Origin of the sequence: Shewanella sp. MBTL60-007 (assembly GCF_019654915.1) — a bacterium.
Lineage (GTDB): Bacteria > Pseudomonadota > Gammaproteobacteria > Enterobacterales > Shewanellaceae > Shewanella.
Genome location: NZ_BPET01000033.1, coordinates 34,178 through 57,826 on the forward strand (window position 1 = coordinate 34,178; position 23,649 = coordinate 57,826).

Annotated in this window: 20 protein-coding genes; 8 read left to right on the forward strand and 12 right to left on the reverse strand. The window is 43.5% G+C overall.

From position 1 onward, the window contains the following. Positions 1–3 precede the first annotated feature (3 nt). Complete coding sequence (gene recQ, locus K5Q92_RS13675; RefSeq protein WP_220769557.1) at positions 4–1,827, reverse strand: DNA helicase RecQ; 1,824 nt, start codon at positions 1,825–1,827, stop codon at positions 4–6. A 172-nt stretch (positions 1,828–1,999) separates the two neighbouring features. Between recQ and K5Q92_RS13680 the strand changes: the two genes are divergently transcribed. Beyond that, positions 2,000–2,464: a thioesterase family protein gene (locus K5Q92_RS13680; RefSeq protein ID WP_220769558.1), complete on the forward strand. Its 465-nt coding sequence runs from the start codon at positions 2,000–2,002 to the stop codon at positions 2,462–2,464. A gap of 167 nt (positions 2,465–2,631) precedes the next feature. Further along, on the forward strand, positions 2,632–3,519 hold the full coding sequence (gene rarD / locus K5Q92_RS13685; protein WP_220769559.1) for an EamA family transporter RarD: 888 nt from the start codon (positions 2,632–2,634) through the stop codon (positions 3,517–3,519). 85 nt (positions 3,520–3,604) lie between these two features. Here rarD and K5Q92_RS13690 read toward each other — a convergent pair whose 3' ends face one another. The 5 genes from K5Q92_RS13690 to radC all read right to left on the reverse strand — a co-directional run bounded on the left by K5Q92_RS13690 (position 3,605) and on the right by radC (position 7,034). Continuing rightward, positions 3,605–4,111: a PH domain-containing protein gene (locus K5Q92_RS13690; protein ID WP_220769560.1), complete on the reverse strand. Its 507-nt coding sequence runs from the start codon at positions 4,109–4,111 to the stop codon at positions 3,605–3,607. Positions 4,112–4,188: 77 nt separating this feature from the next. Next, entirely contained in the window at positions 4,189–5,508 is a 1,320-nt protein-coding gene (argA, locus tag K5Q92_RS13695; RefSeq protein ID WP_220769561.1) for an amino-acid N-acetyltransferase, read from the reverse strand. 307 nt (positions 5,509–5,815) lie between these two features. Continuing rightward, positions 5,816–5,989 carry a 50S ribosomal protein L33 gene (gene rpmG, locus K5Q92_RS13700; RefSeq protein WP_012275560.1) on the reverse strand — a complete coding sequence of 58 codons (174 nt, stop codon included), beginning with the start codon at positions 5,987–5,989 and terminating at the stop codon, positions 5,816–5,818. A gap of 6 nt (positions 5,990–5,995) precedes the next feature. Beyond that, positions 5,996–6,232, reverse strand: a complete 237-nt coding sequence (gene rpmB, locus K5Q92_RS13705; protein WP_028769274.1) for a 50S ribosomal protein L28 — start codon at positions 6,230–6,232, stop codon at positions 5,996–5,998. 124 nt (positions 6,233–6,356) lie between these two features. Next, positions 6,357–7,034, reverse strand: coding sequence for a DNA repair protein RadC (radC, locus tag K5Q92_RS13710; protein ID WP_220769562.1), 678 nt, complete (start codon positions 7,032–7,034; stop codon positions 6,357–6,359). Positions 7,035–7,185: 151 nt separating this feature from the next. Here radC and coaBC point away from each other — a divergent pair, with 151 nt between their 5' ends. The 5 genes from coaBC (at position 7,186) to folE (ending at position 12,534) form a co-directional block, all read left to right on the forward strand. After that, on the forward strand, positions 7,186–8,379 hold the full coding sequence (coaBC, locus tag K5Q92_RS13715; protein WP_220769563.1) for a bifunctional phosphopantothenoylcysteine decarboxylase/phosphopantothenate--cysteine ligase CoaBC: 1,194 nt from the start codon (positions 7,186–7,188) through the stop codon (positions 8,377–8,379). Continuing rightward, positions 8,379–8,837, forward strand: coding sequence for a dUTP diphosphatase (gene dut, locus K5Q92_RS13720; RefSeq protein WP_220769564.1), 459 nt, complete (start codon positions 8,379–8,381; stop codon positions 8,835–8,837). Before coaBC ends, dut begins: the two co-directional genes overlap by 1 nt. 99 nt (positions 8,838–8,936) lie before the next feature. Beyond that, on the forward strand, positions 8,937–9,530 hold the full coding sequence (gene slmA, locus K5Q92_RS13725) for a nucleoid occlusion factor SlmA (RefSeq protein ID WP_220769565.1): 594 nt from the start codon (positions 8,937–8,939) through the stop codon (positions 9,528–9,530). 160 nt (positions 9,531–9,690) lie between these two features. After that, on the forward strand, positions 9,691–11,655 hold the full coding sequence (locus tag K5Q92_RS13730; protein ID WP_220769566.1) for a S9 family peptidase: 1,965 nt from the start codon (positions 9,691–9,693) through the stop codon (positions 11,653–11,655). Between the two features lie 219 nt (positions 11,656–11,874). Continuing rightward, entirely contained in the window at positions 11,875–12,534 is a 660-nt protein-coding gene (gene folE, locus K5Q92_RS13735; RefSeq protein ID WP_220769567.1) for a GTP cyclohydrolase I FolE, read from the forward strand. Positions 12,535–12,847: 313 nt separating this feature from the next. Here the strand turns inward: folE and pyrE are convergent, their stop codons facing one another. Continuing rightward, positions 12,848–13,489 carry an orotate phosphoribosyltransferase gene (pyrE, locus tag K5Q92_RS13740; RefSeq protein WP_108944777.1) on the reverse strand — a complete coding sequence of 214 codons (642 nt, stop codon included), beginning with the start codon at positions 13,487–13,489 and terminating at the stop codon, positions 12,848–12,850. Positions 13,490–13,608: 119 nt separating this feature from the next. Next, positions 13,609–14,322: a ribonuclease PH gene (rph, locus tag K5Q92_RS13745; RefSeq protein ID WP_028769282.1), complete on the reverse strand. Its 714-nt coding sequence runs from the start codon at positions 14,320–14,322 to the stop codon at positions 13,609–13,611. 262 nt (positions 14,323–14,584) lie between these two features. Here rph and K5Q92_RS13750 point away from each other — a divergent pair, with 262 nt between their 5' ends. After that, the gene (locus K5Q92_RS13750; RefSeq protein ID WP_220769568.1) at positions 14,585–15,448 is read left to right on the forward strand and encodes a YicC/YloC family endoribonuclease; all 864 of its coding nucleotides are present in this window, start codon (positions 14,585–14,587) and stop codon (positions 15,446–15,448) included. A 572-nt stretch (positions 15,449–16,020) separates the two neighbouring features. Here K5Q92_RS13750 and K5Q92_RS13755 read toward each other — a convergent pair. From K5Q92_RS13755 to K5Q92_RS13770, 4 genes are all read right to left on the reverse strand, one after another. Beyond that, positions 16,021–17,553: a DNA cytosine methyltransferase gene (locus K5Q92_RS13755; RefSeq protein ID WP_220769569.1), complete on the reverse strand. Its 1,533-nt coding sequence runs from the start codon at positions 17,551–17,553 to the stop codon at positions 16,021–16,023. A gap of 424 nt (positions 17,554–17,977) precedes the next feature. Then, positions 17,978–20,080, reverse strand: coding sequence for an AIPR family protein (locus tag K5Q92_RS13760; RefSeq protein WP_220769570.1), 2,103 nt, complete (start codon positions 20,078–20,080; stop codon positions 17,978–17,980). Continuing rightward, positions 20,055–21,047 carry a PD-(D/E)XK motif protein gene (locus tag K5Q92_RS13765; protein WP_220769571.1) on the reverse strand — a complete coding sequence of 331 codons (993 nt, stop codon included), beginning with the start codon at positions 21,045–21,047 and terminating at the stop codon, positions 20,055–20,057. The genes K5Q92_RS13760 and K5Q92_RS13765 overlap by 26 nt, the downstream gene beginning before the upstream one ends. Then, positions 21,037–23,649: Z1 domain-containing protein (locus K5Q92_RS13770; protein WP_220769572.1), on the reverse strand; the 2,613-nt coding region annotated here is incomplete at its 5' end. The genes K5Q92_RS13765 and K5Q92_RS13770, both read right to left, overlap by 11 nt.

Consider the following 23,649-nt stretch of genomic DNA (forward strand, 5'->3'; position numbering starts at 1 on the left):
GAACTAACCTTCGGCAAGGTAGTCGGCGATTTCATCTAAAAACTCACCACCAAATCGCTCAAGCTTACGCTCACCCACACCATTTACCGCAAGCATTTCACCAGGGCTGGTTGGCAATATGGCAGCCATTTCCGCTAACGTTGCATCGTTAAAGACTAAGTAAGGTGGCACATCTAGCTCCTCAGCTAGCGTACGGCGCAACAACTTAAGCCTTGCAAATAGCTTACGATCATAATTGAGTGGAGCACGAGGATTGGCACTTCTGCGCTTAGTGGTTTGAATCACGATTCTCGGCTCCGCAAGCAGCAACTCAACTTCACCTTTTAGTACCGCTCTGGCCGATGGGTTTAGCGTCACCGAGGAGCCACGGGTAATATCCTGATTAGCGAGGCCTAAATGGATCAGCTGACGAATAACACTAAGCCAATGCTCATGACTCTTCTCCTTGCCAATCCCCCAAGTCGATAACTTGTCATGACCACGTTCAATCACACTGGCAGATTTAGAGCCTCGTAGCACCTCGATTAGGTGATTGATGCCAAAACGCTGACCCATACGGTAGATACAGGACAAGACCTTTTGTGCATCTTGAATACCATTGTATTTCTTCGGCGGATCTAGGCAGATATCACAGTTACCACAGGCCTTTTGCGCACTCTCATCAAAGTAGTGGAGTAACACTTGGCGGCGACATGTCTGCGCCTCGGCAAAGGCTGCCATAGTATTAAGCTTATGAAATTCCACCTGTTGCTGTGGCCCCGGCTCTGATTGCTCAATTAAGTGTCTCACTCTGCCGATATCCGCAGGATCGAACAACATTAATGCCTCAGAGTCTAAGCCGTCTCGACCTGCCCGGCCGGTTTCTTGGTAGTAAGCCTCTACGCTCTTAGGGATGTCGTAATGCACCACATAACGCACATTCGACTTGTTAATCCCCATACCAAATGCCACGGTAGCGACCACTATATCCAGCTGATCTTTTAGGAATTTATCTTGTACTTCTGCACGTTCTTCCTGAGTCTTCCCTGCATGATAGGCCTCAGCTTGGTAGCCCTGTAGACGAAGACGCTCGGCAACCTCATCCACTCTGCGGCGACTACTGCAATATACGATGCCACTACTGCCATTTTGCGCAGCGATAAACTGGCGCAACTGATTAGCCGCATTCAACTTTTCAGCCACGGTATAACGAATATTGGGTCGGTCGAAGCTCGTCAGTAAAGAGTGCGGCGTTATGGTTAAACGCTCACAAATATCATGCCGTGTCGCTTTATCAGCGGTCGCGGTTAGCGCCATGATCGGCACCTGAGGAAACTGCTGACGTAAACGCCCTAGCGCCGCATATTCAGGCCTAAAGTCATGACCCCACTGGGAGATACAGTGCGCCTCATCAATAGCAAACAAAGAGACATTAAGCTCATGTAGTCTGTCGATAAAACTTGCTTGCAGCAGTCGCTCTGGTGACACATACAAAAGCTTCAATTCGCCATAACGCATCTTTTGCAGCACCTGTAGGCTCTCTTCTCTTGGTTGAGATGAGTTCAGGTAAGCTGCAGATACGCCAGTTTGAATAAGGCTGTCCACTTGATCTTTCATCAATGAGATCAAGGGAGAAACCACCACCGTCAAGCCCGGCAAAACGAGAGCAGGCAGTTGATAACACAGGCTCTTACCGCCACCAGTAGGCATGATCACTAAGCAATCCTGTCCCGCACAGATCTGTTCAATCACCTCCCTCTGACCCTCTCTAAAAGTACGGTAACCAAATACCGACTGAAGGGTGGAAGCTAACTGATCGACTGAATTATCGAGCACGGCCTGATCCATAGTGAACCTGTGTTAAAAATAGGGTCGACTATTCTAATTGAGCGTGAGGCTATTGTCTCTCTAGATTATCGTTACTGGATAAATTTTGAGCTTGCATCCAGCTATCCATTAGAGATAGATTAAATACTCTAAAGTGGCTAGTAAGATTACCTATCGAAGAAAAGGAAGCGAGATGAGTCAGCTTATTCAGCAAGAAACATTACGTAGAGTCGCCGAGATTTTTGACCAGCACGTCCCGTTTCATAATCTACTGGGTATGGATATTAAGCGTTACGATATGGATGGTGTCGAAATTCAGGTGACCATGAAACCTGAGCTCATTGGTAATATCCATCAGCAGATCCTCCATGGCGGAGTCACCGCAACGGTATTAGATGTTGTTGGCGGCCTCACCGCCTTTTCAGGCCTAGTCGCAAGCCGCGATGATTGGACAATTGAAGAGTTGGAACACCGCATTAAAACACTGGGTACCATAGATCTACGAGTGGACTATTTGCGCCCAGGTCGTGGCGAAATTTTTACAGGCACTGGTACTGTGATAAGAGCGGGGAACCGAGTATCGGTATCGCGGATGGAACTCCACAACGAAAAGGGAGATCATATTGCATTTGGTACAGGTACTTACATGGTGGGCTAACCATCGGCTTTCAAGCTGATACTGATAGTAGCCATAGTGGCAGAGAAAGTTTCCTCACTGTCACTTTCAAATAACAGCAACTCGCCAGACTAAAGCGCTTGGCTAGCTTGAGTCTGTTGCTCCGGAGGACTACAATCTGCGGCTACTTCCCTATTTAGCACATTCCAATGCAAGAAATTGAATACCGTAAAGGCATAGTCTATGCGCTTTGCGCCTATACCCTTTGGGGATTTGCCCCTATTTATTTTAAATTGCTTGATAGCGTCTCTGCTGCCGAGATCTTGCTACACCGAGTGATCTGGTCATTTTTCTTTGTCACTATTTTAATTGCACTATTTGGTGGCTTTGCTCGTCTGCGCCATCTGCTTAAACAGCCCAAGCAACTTGCCGTACTGTGCGTAACATCACTGCTGATCGCTGGCAACTGGCTACTATTCATCTGGGCGGTCAACAACGACCATATGCTCGATGCCAGTTTAGGCTACTTCATCAATCCTTTAGTTAACGTTAGCTTAGCAATGCTCTTCCTCGGGGAACGCCTACGTAAGCTGCAATGGGCTGCAGTCGCACTTGCCGCAACAGGCGTAATGATCCAGCTGATCTCGTTTGGCTCCATTCCACTCGTGTCACTCGGCCTTGCCTGCTCATTTGCCTTCTACGGTTTATTGCGTAAAAAAGTGAACGTTGACGCCAAGACTGGCCTATTGGTTGAGACGGCAATCTTGTTACCTATTGCACTTGTTTACTTATTTGCTAACGTTGGCGACTCACTCACCCACTTAATGAACAATGATCTGCAGCTTAACCTATTACTTATGGCGGCTGGGGTTGTAACTACGGTGCCGCTGATCTGTTTTGCCTCTGCGGCAGTTAGGATCCCGTTTTCAATGTTGGGCTTCTTCCAATATATCGGCCCAAGTATTATGTTTATCCTCGCCATCGCCTTGTTTAATGAGCCGTTTGATGCAGAAAAAGGAATTACATTCGCCTTTATCTGGGCAGCCTTATTCCTCTTTACACTAGACATGCTGTACAAGCGAAAAGCGAAAAAATAACTCCTAATTTGGTTATTTAGCCCAACAAAAAAGCGAACCTAAGGTTCGCTTTTTTTGTGCCCGATATCAGCCTAATTTAAGAAGATTATCGCTCAAGTAGTTCATCTGGTTCATCAAGGCTCACAATCAGAGGATAGCCAAGCAAAGTTGGGATTAAAACCATCTTGTCGGTATCGGTAGTGGCAACAAACGCTTTTTGCTCATTGGCGAGTCGAAACCAACCTAACTGAAATCCCGGCATCCCCATGCCATTAGCACGAAAATTGGGCTTAAAATCAGGCTCATGTTTGAGATCTAGGCGTTTAATCTCCGCTCTATCGATTTCACTAAGCGGCAGGCTAAAGCCGTAAAAAGGCACCTCAAGCGTGAAGGTGTCTGAACTAACAATCAGTTTAGAATCATTGACCTTATAAAACATCCAGCTAAAAGCCAGCACCATAGGCAGCAATACTCCTATGCTCACCGCCTTACTGACTTTAGGCATCTTCTTGAAGTAGATGAACACTGCTAAGCCGATCAATATGGCCAGCAAGGCGACAAAACTCCAGTGACCAGTCGTAGTGAGTGGCGCTAATGAATAAACCTGAGACATAGAAGTTCCTTATCGTCTAAGTGACCCCTATTGTTTCACAGCGACATAATATGTCAACTTGCAAAATGGCCGCAAAGTTATAGATCCAGCGCTAAAATCTTCGATTTACGTTGATAGTTATACAGCTGCTTTTTCTTTTCTGGTAGCGCTTCAACCTCGACCATATTAAACCCGTGCTCTAAGAACCAATGAATACTGCGAGTCGTGAGTGCAAACAGACGGGAATAGCCCCTTACTCGTGCCTGACCAATAATATTTTGCAGTAGCAAGCTGCCTCTGTCGGCATCTCGGTAATCAGGATGTACCACAAGGCAGGCAAACTCACCCGCGTTATCCTCTTCAAATGGGTAGAATGCCGCACAGCCAATGACCAAGCTATCACGCTCGATCAGCATGAATTGCTCTATCTCCATCTCTAGCTGCTCACGTGAACGCCGCACTAAGATCCCTTTCTGCTCTAGCGGACGAATAAGATCTAATATGCCGCCGATATCGCCAATCGTCGCTCTACGTAGTCGCTCGGCACTTTCGGTCACAATCTGGGTACCAATACCATCGCGGGAGAAGAGCTCTTGCAGCAGTGCACCATCATCGAGGTAGCTAACAAAATGGCAGCGACTGACGCCATTGCGGCAGGCATCGATACTCGCCTCCAAGAAAGCCTTAGTACCAACGCATAAGGGAGAGACTTCGGGGAACTCATTTAAGATTTTTTGCGCTTCGGTGGGCATCAACTCCGCGATAACCTGGCCATCACTCTCCAAAATACCTTTCTGAGCGCTAAAGCCTATCATCTTGTCTGCTTTGAGTTTTATTGCAATCTGGGTGGCAACCTCTTCAGCGGTAAGATTAAAGCTCTCACCCGTTACTGAGGCCGCTACAGGCCCCAATAATACGATGCCACCACTGTCGAGCTGACGCTTTAGCCCCTGACTATCAATACGACGCACCTTACCGCTAAGACAGTAATCGACACCATCCTCGACTCCTAAAGGCTGAGCAATCACAAAATTACCGCTGACCACGTTGATCTGTGCCCCCTGCATAGGGGTATTGCTTAGGCTCATTGACAGCCGTGCCGTGATATCAAGATGCAAGGCCCCAACCACTTGCTTAATCACTTTAAGAGCATCTTCCTCAGTCACCCTCACGCCATTGTAATATTCGGCAGCTAAACTGCGCTCGGCCAGTGCTTCATCAATTTGCGGTCTAGCACCATGAACAAGGACTATTTTGATCCCAAGGCTGTGCAATAGCGCAATATCATTGATGATGGCTCGGAACTGTTGCTGTGCGATGGCCTCGCCGGCCAACATCACGACGAAAGTTTTGCCCCTATGGGCATTTACATAGGAAGCGGAATGACGAAATCCATCAACAAGTTCTGTGGTACGCACGCTAAAATCACCTTTAAATAAATAGATATTCACTTGAACAGCTAACCTTCACAGACTGAGTCAGCAACTTTAAGTAATACTATTGCATTTAAATTCACTTAAAAAGCATTTATTTTCATTTCAATCTATTTTTAATTCAGTTTTGATGACTGCACGAGTGAAACGAAAAAGGGAAAGCAGGGTTGGGCAGAGAAGCTAACAGAGGATAGTGCACGTAAACATAGGTCATAAAGATGATAAAGCAGGAATTGCAGGCAAAAAAAAGCCTCTATAAATAGAGGCTTTTTCCAGATGCTTAAACAAGTAATTACTTGATTTTAGCTTCTTTGTACATAACGTGCTGACGTACAACTGGATCAAATTTCTTGATTTCCATCTTTTCAGGCATGTTACGCTTGTTTTTTTCAGTCGTGTAGAAATGACCAGTGTTAGCGCTAGAAACTAGCTTGATCTTCTCACGGTTACCTTTAGCTTTAGCCATGGTCTATTATACCTTCTCGCCGCGGGCACGAAGTTCTGCAACAACAACTTCAATACCTTTCTTATCGATGATACGCATACCTTTAGTAGATACACGTAGCTGTACGAAACGCTTCTCGTCTTCTAACCAGAAACGGTGGTTCTGTAGGTTAGGTAAAAAACGACGACGCGTAGCATTCTTCGCGTGCGAACGGTTGTTACCAACCATTGGTCGCTTGCCAGTTACTTGGCATACTCTTGACATGTCAATCTCTCCAAAACAATATTTAACGCTCGAGCATTAATGCACCTCGAACACGGCCGTCGCCTGAGGCACACAACAGAGGGCGCATTTTATACAGGATCTAAAATCAAAGATCAAGGGATAGTTAATCTATCCATCCCCTTTCAGCAAAAGAAACTATCTCACGATCGCCTACAACCATATGGTCCAACAAGGAAACATCGATAGTTTGTAGGGCTTGTTTCAATCGCTCAGTAATTCGTCTATCGGCAGTACTAGGCTCTGCAATTCCAGAGGGGTGGTTGTGACACACGATCACAGCCGCAGCCTTTCTTTCAAGCACCAAGCTCACCACATCACGTGGATAAACCGATGCCGAATTGATGGTCCCCCTAAATAATTCAACGAATTGAATCACTCTATGCTGACTATCTAACAGTAAAATAGCGAACACTTCGTAGGCACGATCAGACAATTGTCTCATTAAATAGTCCCGAGTTAAATCAGGATCAGATAAAATTTTTCCTCTTTGCAGTTTTTCTTGCGAAATTCGCGTGCCTAGCTCTACTGCAGCCTGCATTTGGGCGAACTTCACCGGACCTATTCCATCTAGTCGACAAACTTGTGCCTGAGACGCACTAAGCAGGCCCCTAAGGCCGCCAAACTCATTTATCATGGTTCTCGCCAGCTCTACTGCAGTTAAGCCTTTTAACCCCACTCTAAGCAAAACCGCTAACAATTCTGCATCAGATAACTGTTTTACCCCTTGGGTCAATAATTTTTCTCGCGGCGCTTCTCCTTCTGGCCAATCCTTTATCGCCATAACAACCTCCTTGTTGTTTGTGTATCCATGAGTATGGTCTAGATTTTTGGAACTTGTGCATCACCATTTTGCAGTTTGTGATATCTTAGCCCAACCTCTGCGGCGTAATGAAAAACATCATCGCCAACATGATTATGAAAATGAGTTAAGTATGGGTCTCAATAACAAAAAGGTACTACTGGGAATTGGCGGCGGCATTGCCGCATATAAATCGGCCGACCTAGTACGCAAGTTAAAAGAACGCGGCGCCGATGTCCGTGTTGTTATGAGTCAAAGTGCGCAGGAATTCATCACTCCGCTAACTTTGCAGGCACTTTCTGGCCATCCGGTAGCAACCGATCTGCTTGATCCTACTGCCGAAGCCTCGATGGGGCATATCGAGTTAGCACGCTGGGCAGACTTAGTCATCATTGCACCAGCAACGGCTAACCTTATCGCCCGTGTTAATGCGGGGATGGCCGATGAGCTGATCACCACGACCTGTTTAGCTACCGAAGCCCCTGTTGTTATTTGCCCAGCCATGAACCAACAGATGTATCGCAATGTCGCAACGCAAGCCAATTTAAAGCAAGTGGCCGAACGTGGTATTCACATTTGGGGACCAGATTCAGGCTCACAGGCCTGTGGTGAAGTCGGTCCTGGTAGAATGCTTGAGCCTGTGGCGATTGCAGACAAAGCAGTGAACTTCTTTGGTCCTAAACTGCTGCAAGGTATGTCGCTACTACTCACAGCAGGCCCAACTCGCGAAGCCATTGACCCAGTGCGTTACATCTCCAACCATAGCTCTGGCAAGATGGGCTTTGCGCTCGCCAAAGCTGCAGCAGAGATGGGCGCAAAAGTCACACTCGTCGCCGGTCCCGTCAACCTAGCGACCCCTAACGGCGTTAATAGAGTCAACGTTGAGTCGGCTCAAGAGATGCTAGATGCGGTGATGCCACAGGTTGAGAAGCACCAGATATTTATTGGCTGCGCCGCCGTTGCCGATTACCGCATCGCAGAAGTTGCTGAGAGTAAAATTAAGAAATCGGCCGAACAGATGCAACTTGCGCTAGTGCGAAATCCTGATATCTTAGCCAGCGTTGCCAGCCATGCTAACCGACCTTTTACCGTCGGATTTGCAGCTGAAACCAATGATGTAGAGCAATATGCACGCGGAAAGCTAACTCGCAAGAAGCTCGATATGATTGCCGCTAATGACGTATCAAATAGCGCCATTGGCTTTAACAGTGACGCTAACGCACTCAGTGTATTTTGGAGTGATGGCAGCACCGATTTACCCGCTGTCGATAAGGACACTTTAGCCAAGCAATTGCTTACTCTAATAGCGAACAAAATAAAAAACTGATGAAAACACCAATCGAATTAAAGATTTTAGACTCACGCATCGGCACCGAATTTCCATTACCAGCTTATGCTACACCAGGCAGTGCAGGCATGGATCTTCGCGCCATCACAGATACTCAACTGGTTATTCAGCCGGGTGAAACTGTGCTTATTCCTACAGGAATCGCCATTCATGTGGCAGACCCAAGTCTAGCGGCGGTGATTTTACCGCGCTCAGGTTTAGGCCATAAGCACGGCATCGTTCTCGGTAACTTAGTTGGACTTATCGATTCAGACTATCAAGGACCATTAATGGTCTCTTGCTGGAACCGTGGCAGTGAGCCTTTTACAATCGAAATCGGTGATAGACTCGCGCAGCTGGTATTTGTACCGGTTGTTCAGGCTGAATTTAAACTTGTCGATGAGTTTGATCAGTCGGATCGCGGCGCAGGTGGATTTGGCCACTCAGGAACCAAATAACTGATTGGCTAATTTTTTACCCAATCACTTTTAATGGATAGCATGGAGCAATGTTTCCTTGCCGTCTCGCTCAGTAGTAATCGAGTGAAGGACAGATAAATGGCTGCAAGCCCGAAAATAAATCGTCGTGAGCATATCTTACAGTGCTTAGCGACCATGCTAGAAACAAGCCCAGGACAACGCATCACCACAGCTAAATTAGCCGCTGAAGTTGGCGTTTCAGAAGCGGCACTTTACCGCCACTTTCCAAGTAAGGCACGCATGTTTGAAGGTCTTATCGAGTTTATCGAAGAGTCCTTACTATCACGTATCAACCTGATCATGGATGAAGAAAAAGACACCATGAAGCGTTGTCAGCAACTTCTGCAATTACTGCTAGTGTTTGCCGAACGCAACCCTGGGATCTCTCGAGTATTAAACGGTGATGCACTGTTAGGTGAGAACGAGCGACTACGCAGCCGTATTAGCCAGCTGTTTTCAAAAATCGAGACTCACTTAAAGCAGATTCTGCGTGAAAAAAGCCTACGTGAAGGTAAGGCTTTTAACCTTGACGAAGCCGTCCTAGCTAACCTACTGCTAGCCGTAGCCGAAGGCCGAATCGCTCAGTTTGTCCGTAGCGAGTTCAAGCTAAAGCCAACAAAACATTTCAATGAGCAGTGGACTTTTATCCAGCAACAACTGCTTCAAAGTTAATACCAACAAGTATTAAATTAGTTTATTAGTCTACAAAAATGGCAGCAACCCACATATGCTGCCATTTCCTCCAATGTCTATTGTTTCCGCCCTACTTTTAGTTTACTTTTTACACCGAAATAACTACAAAAATTAACATTTGTTTCCACAAGGAAGTTGTATGAAACTCATCAAAGTTGTTGGCCTAGCATGCTTTGCTTGGCTAAGTTCTAACGTGTCCGCAAAAACAGATGACGCAGCAAGCCTGTTCAGCCGCTCTGCGGAATTTTCACAGGTAAAGATCTCTCCAGGTGGAGACTATCTAAGCGCCATCACCATGAAAGATGGCAAAGCCACGCTGCTAATCTTAAACGCTGCAGACAAAAACCCCGTTCACGCGGTGTTTTTTGATAGCAACGCTCAAGTGGGTCATTACGAGTGGGTCAATGATGAACGCATAGTATTACAAAAAGAATACCTTAAAGGTTGGAGTGACCATCCTCTCTATTATGGTGAGCTGATGGCCGTCAATGCCGACGGCTCAAAGGCAACTTACCTAATTGGTTACCAAGGCGGTCAGCAGCAAGTCGGCTCAAACATTAAAAAGAACACCGCCATTCGCGCCACGGCATATATCTTAGATCCAATGCCTGAAGACGAGCGCTATATGCTCGTTCAGGCACTCCCTTGGGGAGGCGGTGGTAGTAACATGGCAGAGAACACGCAGAAAGTTTATCGTGTCGATGTTTATAATGGTAAGCGCAGAAAAGTCGCCACAGCACCGATTCCCTACGCCAACTTCCTAACCGATCATGACGGTAATGTACGCTTTGTTAGTGGTACCCGAGATTACGTCAATACTAAGCTTTATTATCGAGACGATAGCAGCTGGGTTGATACCGAAAAGCTCAATCTTAACTTAGATGCCATGACCCCGATTGCATTTGGCAACGACAAGAACAGCGTTTATGTTACTGCAAGTGAGTCAGGTAAACCCTCTGGCGTCTACCTAGTCAATATTAAAACTGGTGACAAAAAGCTGGTTAGCCAAGATAAAGTCGTTAACCCGAGTAATGTATGGATTAATAAAACCACCAAGAAACTCTACGCCGTAGAGTATGAAAACGGTTATCCAACCTATGAGTTCGTTGACGCCAAAGACCCCTCGGCAAAATATATCAAACAGCTATTAGCATCGCTACCGGGCCACCAAATTCACCTAATGAGCCAAACAACCGATGCCGACAAGATCATTATTAAAGCCTTTAATGATCGTAATCCTGGTGATTACTACATCTTTGACACAAAAGCGGTCAAACTCGAATACCTTGCATCGCAAAAGAAATGGATCGATCCAAATAAGATGGCCGAGATTAAACCGATCCACTTCACCAGTCGAGATGGGATAGAGATCCATGGTTATCTCACCCTACCTAATGGCAAGGAAGCGAAAAACCTACCATTAGTCGTAAACCCACACGGTGGCCCACATGGTCCACGAGACTGGTGGGGCTTCGACTCGCAGAACCAGATGATTGCCAGCCAAGGCGCCGCGGTTCTGCAAGTTAACTTCCGCGGCTCTGGCGGCTATGGAAATGCATTTGAAAATGCGGGTCACCAAAAGTGGGGAACCGAGATCCAATATGACATTATCGATGCCACTAAATATGTCATTGAACAGGGAATCGTCGATAAAGACCGTATCTGTATCGTCGGTGGCAGTTTTGGCGGCTACTCAGCCATTCAAAGCTCAGCGATAGAGCCAGATCTATTTAAATGTGCTATCGGTTTTGCTGGTGTCTACGATCTTCAGCTGATGTTCGATGAAGGAGATGTACAGGGACGCCGCGCAGGTAAACGCTACCTAAAAGAAGTACTAGGTGAAGATGAAGCCGTGCTCAAGGCTATGTCTCCAACCCACAATGTCGATAAGCTTAAAACCAACATCATGCTAGTCCACGGCGGAGAAGATGAGCGCGCCCCTATCGAGCAGTTCGAAGCGCTTGAAGATGCCCTCAAAGAACAGAAATACCCCTTTAAAAAGCTGGTAATGGACGATGAAGGCCACGGTTTCTATGACGATGCTCATAGAGCCAAGTATTACAGTGAAATGCTTAGTTTCTTAAAAACCAATCTGAAATTGTAATATTCTCAACAGAAAAACCGACTAATTTAGTCGGTTTTTCTTATCTTCCATGCGGTTTTCGGTGTATATTTACAGCAAATAGCGGTATCCTCCCGTCCTCTCTTAATACAATGCGTATAGTTACCGCTTTTTATGAGATAAGCCTGTCTCTCAGTGAGTCTGGCAACCCTAGTACCAAGGATACGAATATCACCACTCATTGTTATGGTGGAGGAACTTATGACATCAAAACACGCAATCCTCAGTGAATCAGCTCAGATAGTACAATCTGCATTAATTGAGCGTGGCCTCGAAACGCCGATGCTGCCGAGTGAGCTAACTGCTGAAGAACGTAAAGACAAGATTGAGCATCATATGCGAGAGATCTTGACCTTAATGTCACTGGATTTGAGCGATGATAGCCTAGCCGATACACCGCGCCGTATCGCCAAGATGTATGTCGACGAAATATTCTCAGGCCTAGACTACGCTAACTTCCCCAAGATCACCGTTATCGAAAATAAGATGGGCTTCGATGAAATGGTTAAAGTGAATGATATTAGCCTCACCAGCACCTGTGAGCATCATTTAGTTACTATCGACGGACTAGCCAGAGTGGCTTATCTGCCGCGCAAGAATATTATCGGCCTGTCTAAGATTAACCGTATCGTGCGTTTCTTTGCCCAGCGCCCACAGGTACAAGAGCGCCTGACTCAACAGGTACTGGTAGCGCTACAAGCCCTGCTAGGCACTAAAGACGTTGCCGTTAAGATGGATGCGGTGCATTACTGCGTGAAATCTCGCGGCGTGATGGACTCAACCAGTACCACCACCACCACGGCACTGGGCGGCATCTTTAAGTCTAACCCTGCGACAAGGGCAGAGTTCTTAAGCAACTAAGGTAAAAGAACGTCCTAGGTTGTAGGACGCTTCGCTTCGAGGACGGCCTTCGGCCTGCTAGGAAAAGCAAAAGAACGAAAACGGAACGTTCGTAGACTCGCTCGCGGATAACAGAACGGCCTTCGGCCTCACCGAAATTCAAAGCAGACTCGAGAGCGATCCTTCGGCTCTTCTAGAACGCGGCAAGCCGCTGCGAGAAACTGAAAATAAAAAAGCAAAAGCTAAACTAATAGCTTTTGCTTTTTTCTAGAAGCGAACTTGTGAGCGCTCTCGCAGTGAGCCTGCGAACGCTCTAGCAATCTGGACTTATCTTTTAAATCCCGTACTGATCGCGGTAAGCACTAACAGATGCTAGTTGCGCTTCCATACCCGGCTTATCAGATAAGTAGTTGATCAAGTCTTCAAGCTTGATGATAGACACGATGTCACAACCAAAGTCACGCTCAACTTCTTGAATTGCAGAAAGCTCGCCCTTGCCCTTCTCTTGGCGATCAAGTGCAATCAACACACCAGCCAATGCTGCTTTATGCGCTTCGATGATCTCCATTGATTCACGAATCGCTGTACCAGCTGTGATCACATCATCAACCAACATTACGCGGCCTTGTAGCTCGCTACCTACTAGGCTACCACCTTCACCGTGGTCTTTCTTCTCTTTACGGTTAAAGCAGTAAGGCATATCGATATCGTGGTGATCGCACAGTGCTACCGCAGTAGTGGTTGCGATTGGAATACCTTTGTATGCAGGGCCAAATAGCAAGTCATACTCAATACCAGAGTCAACAAGCGCCGCAGCATAAAAACGACCTAGACGCGCTAAATCACGGCCAGTGTTAAACAGGCCAGCGTTAAAGAAATAAGGGCTAGTGCGGCCTGACTTTAACGTAAATTCGCCAAATCGAAGTACCTGACGCTCTAGGGCAAATTCAATAAACTCACGTTGATAGGCTTTCACAATCTCTCCTTAAAAATGTAGTGGTAATACTCAATCTACTATTTAGTATTATTGGTATTTTTTAATTTTACTTCACTTACAAAAAGGACCCCGTAGGGCCCTAATAACAAAAACAATAATTAGCTTAACGCCGCTTTCTGTGTATCGACGATTTCACGAATACCGTGCTTAGCTAACTCAAGTAAACTCATTAGCTCTTCATGGCTAAACGGCTCACCTTCTGCAGTACCTTGGATCTCAATGATCTTACCGGTTTCAGTCATTACCACGTTCATGTCAGTTTCAGCAGCGCTGTCTTCTACATACTCTAAGTCGCAGATAGGCTCGCCTTTATAAATACCAACACTGACCGCAGCGATCAGGAACTTAAGCGGGTTAGTCTTTAAAATACCTTTACCACGTGCCCAGTTTAGTGCGTCAACTAACGCAACACATGCGCCAGTAATCGCAGCAGTACGAGTACCACCGTCCGCTTGGATCACGTCACAGTCGATAACGATAGTGTTTTCGCCTAGAAGCTTCATGTCTACAGCAGCGCGTAGTGAACGGCCGATTAGACGCTGGATTTCTTGAGTACGACCAGACTGCTTACCGCGAGCGGCTTCACGCTGCATACGGCTATGAGTCGAACGTGGCAACATGCCATATTCAGCAGTAACCCAACCTTGGCCTTGGCCTTTAAGGAAACGTGGTACGCCTTCTTCAAAACTAGCTGTACACAGTACTTTGGTGTCACCAAATTCTACTAAAACCGAACCTTCGGCATGAGCAGTAAACTGGCGAGTAATAGTCACAGGGCGAGACTGTGCTGGAGTTCTGTTGCTTGGGCGCATGATGAATTCCTGTATTTAAGGGCATGGGGTAATTTGGGTGCATATTATAGGGATATGTGCGCCAGTATGCTATCTGAATCAATCAACTCAGCCGAAAACAGCCTTCTGATTTTGCACATAAGCGTGCAATAACAACAATCCATGCCCAACAGCCTAGCGCAGCGCCTTGTCATCACGGCTGCATGAGCAAATTAAATGCACCTACAATTTGTTTGGGTATATAATCACTACTCACTTAGACGAATCACACTGGAAATCATCAATGATCCAAAGCATGACAGCCTACGCTCGCATTGAGCACAAAGCAGATTGGGGCACAGCCTCTTGGGAAATCCGTTCAGTTAACCAGCGCTACCTAGAGACTTACCTGCGCCTACCAGAACATTTCCGCAGCTTGGAGCCTGTTCTTAGAGATCGTCTACGTAAACGCCTTAACCGCGGTAAAGTTGAAGTAAATCTACGTTACGACTTAGCCGAAAAGAGCGATAACGAACTGCAACTAAACCAAGACCTAGCCAAACAGATCATCAATGCCGCTAACTGGGTAAAAAACGAAGCAGGCCAAGGCGAGCTGAACGTGGTTGACGTACTACGCTGGCCGGGTGTGATGTCAGGCTCAGAGCAAGACATGGACGCCCTTGGTAAAGAGTTACTAGTGGCTTTTGATTCGGCAATCGATCAGTTTATCGAAGCCCGTGGCCGTGAAGGTGACGCAATCAACAGCATGCTGCAAACCCGTCTTGACCAAATCGTTGAGCAAGTCGCTATCGTTCGTGAGCACATGCCACAAGTGATGCAGTGGCAGCGTGATAAGCTAACTAACCGTTTGGCAGAAATCACCGGTGAACTTGACCCTGCTCGTATGGAGCAAGAGATGGTATTGCTAGCGCAGAAGATGGATGTTGCCGAAGAGATGGATCGTCTTGACGCCCACGTAGCAGAAACCCGCCGTATTCTTAAAAAAGGTGGCGCACAAGGCCGCCGTCTAGACTTTATGATGCAAGAGTTTAACCGTGAGTCAAACACCCTAGCATCTAAGTCAATCAGCGCCGAAGTGACTGCCGCAGCGGTAGAGCTAAAAGTATTGATTGAACAAATGCGCGAGCAAATTCAGAACGTAGAGTAATTACTTCTGAACTTGTGAAAGTCGATGTAAAAGACAAGCAGTAAAATATATGAAGAGCCCAGCTAAATGCTGGGCTTTTTTGTTGTCTGTGAAATCAGTTCTTGCAGCTTCCAAGAATAAGCTTGAATGACACTACTCATTTCTATTACTCAATTCATTTATTCTTAGCTAACTTCAAATGATAAAAGCATTTTTCATGAACCAAACCGGCATATACGAGCAACTGATAAGTCAAGAGAGTACTCTGACGACATTACTCGACAAGCAAATTCAATATCATCAGATTTCAAAAATACATTGACGGTATCATGCTGATAACTGGAGCACACAAAGCGAGTTATTTTACGGAAGTAATGCATAAATTGTCCTTACTCCCCAACTTGATTGCTTCATCGGCTGCATCGTCTATGAAAATAATTATCAGCCTTAAGCAATTTTTTATTAAGGTTAAGTAAATATTACGGTCATATTGTCAGCTAAAGCATCAAGCAACCTCTATGGCAGTCCATAGAGCAAAAGTTGAGTGTAGATGCAACTAAGGCCTTACCAAGTGCTATTACTCCAGAGTAAACTTATTCAAGCAACGCCATAACAACTTTACCTATCTGATGTGCCAAGAACGGTGGCACAGCATTTCCAACCTGAACATATTGCTGAGTTCTTGTTCCTTCAAATATATAGTTATCCGGAAAAGTTTGTAGCCTTGCAGCTTCTCGTACAGTTAAGCTTCTACACTGCTGTGGGTCATAGTGAATAAAGTAGTGACCATCTTTAGAAATATGGCTAGTAACTGTAGTCGCACACTTGTTTGCCGCTTGAGTTCGGAATCGGTCTGCATGTGAGCCTGAATTCCAATTATCATGTTCAGGAGCAAGTTCTGTCGGGTAATCTCTCGCTTTAGGTGATGTACCGCTACTTAACTTAGTAAACGCAGCACTAAAAGCATAGCGAAGTAAATCTGATGTCATATGCCCGCGCGTCGCATGGTTTAACACACAACCTGGATGACTATCCAAATACCAGTCCTTTAGATGCGGAGGTATACTCTGGCCTAATTCTGCTAATAGAAAACTTTGACGCTCTAACCCTAACATTGGCTCAAGATTTAATTTATCGACAGCCTCACTATCGAATCGCATTTTCAAAATACGTTGTAACTTTTTTGCATTTATTTGTACTTGTTTTTCCCAATCTTCTTGAATATCTTTCTGCTTAGATAAACCACTTCTTAATGGAGGTAAATCAGACAATACTTGTTCAACAGTTACAGTTTGTTTCATTGGATAAATGGTATCTGGTACATGGGTTATATCTTGTCGAACTCCCAACAAAATTACACGATGCCGTGCTTGAGGGACACCGTAATTTTCAGAACGAATAAGAAAGTCTGAAGAGTCTGGGTATTGAGGATCTTCAGGGTCATTTGCCTCTACAACAAGTGAAAAAACTCTATATTTAGCAACACCACTAACTTCTGTTACTAGGCTAGGATCTCTCAAATCTTCCAATATCTGAGGAAACATAACATTACCATTAATTTTGGCAGATAAAATACCACGTACATTTTCCATAACAAATACATCTGGTTGCGCTATAGATAATACTTTAAGGTATTCCTTGTATAGGAAATTTCTGTGGTCATCTTCAGCCTTATAGTTTTTAATTCCCGCATTACGAGAACGTCCAGCTAAAGAATATGCTTGGCAAGGCGGTCCCCCAATGACAACTTTGGGACCTTGATGAGTTGTAATTAATTCACGAATGCGAGAATGAATTAATTCGTTGTCTTCACCCAAAGCTCTAGGTTCTCCTAACGTTTCACAAATAGCTTCTTGAGCTTGCTGAGGATATAACTCGAAAATTTCATCCCGAGTTAACTTCCCACGAACATAATTGAAGTAGTCTTCTAATCCGCCATCTAATTCTTTAATTTTTCTGAAGAACGCTCGCGTTGTTAATGTTTTATGTGCCGAAGGCTCTTTCTCGACCGATACACCGATCTGAAACGGTTTGTTACCATTGCCATCAACTACAGAAGATACACCCTCTCCAAGCCCGCCGGGCCCCGCAAAAAGGTCGATTACAAGAACTTCACCAGTTTCCATTTAACTACTTACTATCAATAAAATTTCCAGGCAATCATACCAGGTTGAGACTGTCGAGCAATGGGTTTCTTTACTTTTAGGTATAGTAGAACTAATAAGTCATGTTTATGGTGGCCTACCATGCATATCAATCCTTTAAGCCTAAATAATAAGCCTAGAAGTCGACATCTCCAAAAAATGAGTCCACCCTAGCATTACATTGTTCTATCTGGCAGCGATATGAGGGCACTATTTAATTGTTAATACAACCAATTAGCTGTATTTGAACCATATCGTATTGAGCCACGAGATGGTCCGTAATATTTAGCCAATTCAAAAAGCTTAATGTTCTATTTGGGTCCTTCATCTTTTAATTAGTCAATTTATTACGTTACATGCCCTAACAGAGCCTCTGACGCACAAGTTGAGACTTTGAATATTTGTGTTAAATAAAATCAAAGCCTTCGCTGTATGCTTTTTGCCTTATTCTTAGCGCCTCCGTGCTTTGCTTATCCGAAGGCAACCCCCCTCCAATATACATCTTATAGCACTTTTCCGGCAGCGATATATTCTTGTGATAAGTGGGGTAACCCTTAGATTTATAAAAAACTACGATAGCATTCCATTCTTCAGGCTTGACATCCATTATGCCTGTTTGAGCTTCAATTTGAGATCCTGCTTCATTTATATCCTTGTTATTTTCTTTCTTTTCTTTGATCTCGCTACTATTGAGAACGTCAGAAATATCAAGATAGTCCAAATCAAAACTCAAAGCTTTAAAAGCTTCCCAGCCTTTTGGTGATTTACAAAACTCAGAGGGGTTACCTTGCCCACCTCTGAATGATGGGTCTAATATTTTTTCTCTTACAAATTCACCCAAAACTTCAATTTGCTTTGATAAAGTTAGTGAAATACCTTGATTTTGGAAAATCCTAGAAAGATTAATATCTTTCTTTTGTTGGATTAGTAAGTGCCTCAAGAACGCCAAAGTATAAGTTACTGTTTCTGCTTTAAAACCACTCTCACTCTTGTACCAATTTGATTTGAAAATACTTGAATCAGCACTTTTAAACAAAATTGCTTTTGCTATCAGCTCTCTATAAAAAGCATGCTTAAACTGTGTTTCATCCTTATCATACTCATCAGAGATAACTTCGCCGAGTAACTTCAAGTTAGCTTGCGCGCCCTTTTTAACTTCATGAGGTTTCATTCGCCAAGTATTCTCGAACTTAGCCATATCTGTTTTTGAAAACTTTTGACTCGTTGGAAACTCAAGCATGAAACGGTCTTTTTGAGCTTTAGTTAGAGCTCGAATTCTAGTCGTATACTGCCCCCTAGCACGCTCATAAAACCATTTAGTAGAAAGCCCTGTTTCACCAGCTGGCATAGGAATAGAAAGTGCAAGTTTTTCTATATTTCTATGGAATGGGTGATTTGAAACTAAGTCAGACTTTTGAATAGAGTTTTGAGTATTCGCATACTGACTTATCCGTGATTTTAAGTTTTCAATTTTTTCTTCATCACGAATGACTGTGAGCTTCATTTGAACAAAAACCTTATCGAGGTCTATGTCCTTATACAGCTTATCACCAATCCCTCCTTTTTCTCTTGGAGCAAAATAAATCGAAGCGGTTGTCTGCCCTCCATTCACTATTTGAAGATTGTCGAGCTTAGAAATAACCTGAACACCACCAACATTAGTAAATTCAACATGAGTTGCTGTACAAGTTAAACCATTGTTATAAGCAAAGAAGTTTTCAGGCTCTGTCAGCAATGCTTTTCTAATACCGTTGTTTACAGAAGATCTAAAATCTAAGAATGTTCGGACATTCGCCTCAAGCAAACGCTGTCCAAATTCATCATATATTTCACTTAGAACTTTTCCTGGCATTACACACAAATAAGTAAGAGTATTCTCGTCTTCAGTATTTGCCGGCAAATTATTAAGCCCATTACAAATATTTAGAAAATCTATCGAGTAGGGTTCGTTTTCTGTACCTGATTCAGACAAGGTCTTTAGCCTATCTAAATCCCAAATTTCTATTGACGTAGGCTTTTCTCTTATTGGCTCAATAGCAACTTTTTTAACACGATCACTCAGCTTTCTGGTACTAAGAACAACTACCCTAAACTTCAATGCATTTGGCAAATAAGAACTCATAGAGCTTGCGATCACTCTATCTGTTGACTCCTCAAGTGAATCTAAAAAGTTCTCATCATCAATTTTTTCGAGAAATCTAGATACATTCTTTCCCAACTTAACCAAGTCCGTTTTGGTAATAATTTGAATATCTTCATTATCCTCATAATCTGTAATGATCCCACTAAGTGTCCTTTCTAATGGGTTCCAGCTATACCCATCTATCTTCATATATTTATTTGAGTTTCGGTATGGGTGGTACTCAATGTTATCCAAAATCCCTGCCTCTGAAATAGACTCAGAGATCAGCTCAAAGAATTTTTCCTCTTCAAAACAAAGATCCTTTTCCGCTGACAGCTTCACTCCATTTATAAGCTCGCTTTTAAACTGTAGTAGCGGTTCCATCATCAACTATCTCCCTTAATGTTTTTGAAGTTTTATATTTCTCAAGCGAGTTTCCATCAATTGTGTATTTCACTTTCAATATTTTTTCATGAGGTATATTTTCCGGCACAATCCTCGGAAAACCATCAGACACCTCATAAGCTGTCACGCTGATATCAACAAACTTTCTGACCAACTCAGTATCATTTGCTTTACCATATTTTTCAGATATTTTGTGCAAAAACTCAGCTTTTAGGGCATCGTCCCCCTCAATCGAAGAAATACATCTATCGACTAAATCAGCTACTGTCAGCCCTGATAACTCTATACTTTCATTTATCCTTAGAGCAACTAGATAAAGAGAACTCGTAACCTTTTGAAGTTGCTCCATTGAAGATATCTTGAGGTCATTATTATCCCCCACAATACTTGTTTTGATCTCGAAGGCAGAGTCGTCGAATGTGAAGTCCTGCTTTTTGTTTTCAGGCCCAACCCAAGCTTTAAGTGCATCTTCAAAACCGAAACCTTCAACGAAATGACTATGGAATATGAATAGCTCTCCCCAAAAACCAACCAGCTCCCGAAAACCTAATCCAGATCTAGACGGCTTTAAGAACTCACTCCATGAATAAATTCTCGATATAACACTACGAAATAGGTTTAATCCACTATATTCTGACGAATATGCAGCGATATCCTTAGCAATAGTGCGGAACTTATCAAACATCTCTGCATCCGTGAGAGTACATACAAGCCGCGTTTTATCTGAAATTTGATCTAATTGAATACTTAGACAATCTAATCTATTAACAATATCAAAATTGAAGCTTCCATTTTCTTCTACAAAGAATAAGAAATTTCCTTCTGCATTAACAGAAACCCAAAACCTAGAATCCTCTTTATACAACCGTCTAGCTGATGACGGGTATGAACCTACATCAATCCCTTCCCAAGGATTATCTTTGAAAAACTCTTGATATCTATTCGTCATCTTCTTCGAACTCCATGACCAGCTCTTTATTTAAAGCCTTCCATACCTGGTTCACCACATAAGAAACTTTTGTATCTCTAGATATTCGATCAATTTCCCTCTTCGATTTACCTTTTAGATTTTCAAGCACCGGAAAGGAAATGGAGTAACTTATAGTTGGATCTTTATGGGGAACGCCCAAAATAACATCGTCATCTTTTTTGGCATTTTTTGGTAACGTCCCTACTGCTAAAGTGTAAATAATCAGTCCTGGCTGATTACGCTCTGGATTCCTAATGTAATAAAATGAGTCCGACTCTTTCGTTGCATTATCAGGATCATATAAGAAATATTTTTCGTCATGCTTGTCGCCGATCTCCTGCCTCTCCCAGCAAACAGTATTACCGCTAGTAGATTTCAATAGCTTTCTTTTTGAGGGTTTTATTTCCGGCAGTCTTGGATCTAAAGAAATTACACTTGGCAATTCAGGATCGCCTTCTTGGATGGGTTTCTGCGACCACCACGTTTGTATTTCTTTATTAATATTCTTAATGCATACGGTGAATTTAGGGAGGTCTTGTTTTTCCAATTTTGAAATATATTGTAGTAATAAATCATCGGATACCTCACCTTCTACGTACTTTGTATTAGAAATAAACTCTCTAATGAGTCCGTGTTCAACATCGTAGAATACTGTTGAACCGTCTTCGGAATTATATCGATTTAGACCTTTCTCAATTAACTGCCTTATTAAGTTTTGTGTAATATCCATGTTTTTCAAATTATTCTCATCTGAAACATAGAATTCATACTTCCTCAGTCTCCGCCCTGCTAAATCTAAAGATCGCGTATGGCTATGAGCGGCATTCATTTTTTGTTTTGCTGTAATTAACAACGCACCAGGGTGCTCTCTTACCTTCAACCCAAACTCACCTGGAGTTTTCTTTTGCTCTGACATTCTTTCAAGTTCAAGGTAAAGTTCGTCAATTGCGCCAGAGATAAACTCATACCACTCATAAGACTCTTCAGTAATGAACAACTTACATAAATCTTTGTATCCAGGTCTATATCCAAACCAACGGCACATTTGCATTAACGTATCATAGGCTTTTGAGTTTCTAGTGAAATATGAAACCGTAAGACCTTCTAGGGTTAACCCCCTAGAAAGCTTATGCCCTCCAATCACAATGGCCGACAAGCCATTCGCTTTGTATGCTGCATAATCTAAGCTTTCGGTGGATTTGCCGTGGACTGCAAATACCTTAGTCTTTCCGATTGCCCTTTTAAAATGCGGGTAAACATCCTCAAAAGTTTCATTAATTTCGAAGAACTTGTTAAAACTGTGTTTAATTTCTGAAATGGATTTACTCTTTCTTAGAGCTGTCTCCAGAGGATATCCAAGTGCATAATCGGCTGCGTTACGTATTTCATCCATATACTCATCAACTATTTCGGCAATTTTATCTTGCAGTACGGTTAAGTGAGTCATGTTTATCAGCATTGTATTATGAGCTTTTGGCGCTCCTCTAAGAGACCTTACAGCCACCGAGATTAAGTAACACCTAACTGATTCTTTTAACGATTCAGGCAAAATACCCACTGGTGTATCTTTCTTACTTTTTACTGGTAGGAGCTTTTCATTATCGTCAACTATGACTACCGGATCTCCTTTTGTGTCGTTATTAGACTGGAAAAAGTGCTTTTGTCCCACATAGCTATCAGGAGTGGGGATTCTGATCATAAAATCAGCTGGAAAGAGATCGTCACCGATATTTATATGTTCTTCGTCTGGGTCAATAAATATATTTGCAAATGGAGTTGCGGTATAACCAATATATGTTGACCGATTAAAGAGAGATAAAATCTTCCTTATATTGTTATTGATAGCAGTAATATCACCTTTTTCATGCTTGGTATTTATTGACGCATAGTCAGCTTCATCATCAATAAACAATAGTTGAGTGTTTAATTTTTGCCCTACCGCTACATCTAGACCATGCTTTTCTGCGATCCATTCATACAAGTTGTTTAGTACCGAAGCCCACTTTTTAATAACAAAAACTATGGGACCTCCAACTGTGGAAAAATGAATACCAAAACTATTGGCTACAGATTTTTTGAAGTCGCCTTCTGTCGTTGTTAAGAATGAAGCTCTGAGATTCTCATCTCTATATTTTCCAACACCAATAGGAAGGCCACTTTCGTAACGCTTTTTAGATTCTTTACCGATTACCCCCTCATCTAACCGCTCTTGTGTCTGCGTTCTGAGCTCGTTGAGGTGGCCGCCTAATACGACAATAACTTTGTATCCAGAGTCTATAGCTTTGTTAATTAAACCTAGATAGTTTTGTGTCTTACCAGACTGCACATTACCCATTACTAGTCCTCGGCGATTCCACTTTCCCTCTTTATGTGGATCTCCTGAGCAATCTAGTATTTCATCAATAGTTCTTTCAGTTTCCTTGATAACATCTAAAGAACGCCCCTGATCAATTAGGTACTCTTTATAGGCCTTCCAGTAGTCCCAATCTAATTCACCGCGCTTATGATCCAGCCATCTTTCAACTGTAGGGCTTGCTAAAATAATCGGCCGTTCGTCAATCTCTACATTTATATTGGTCTC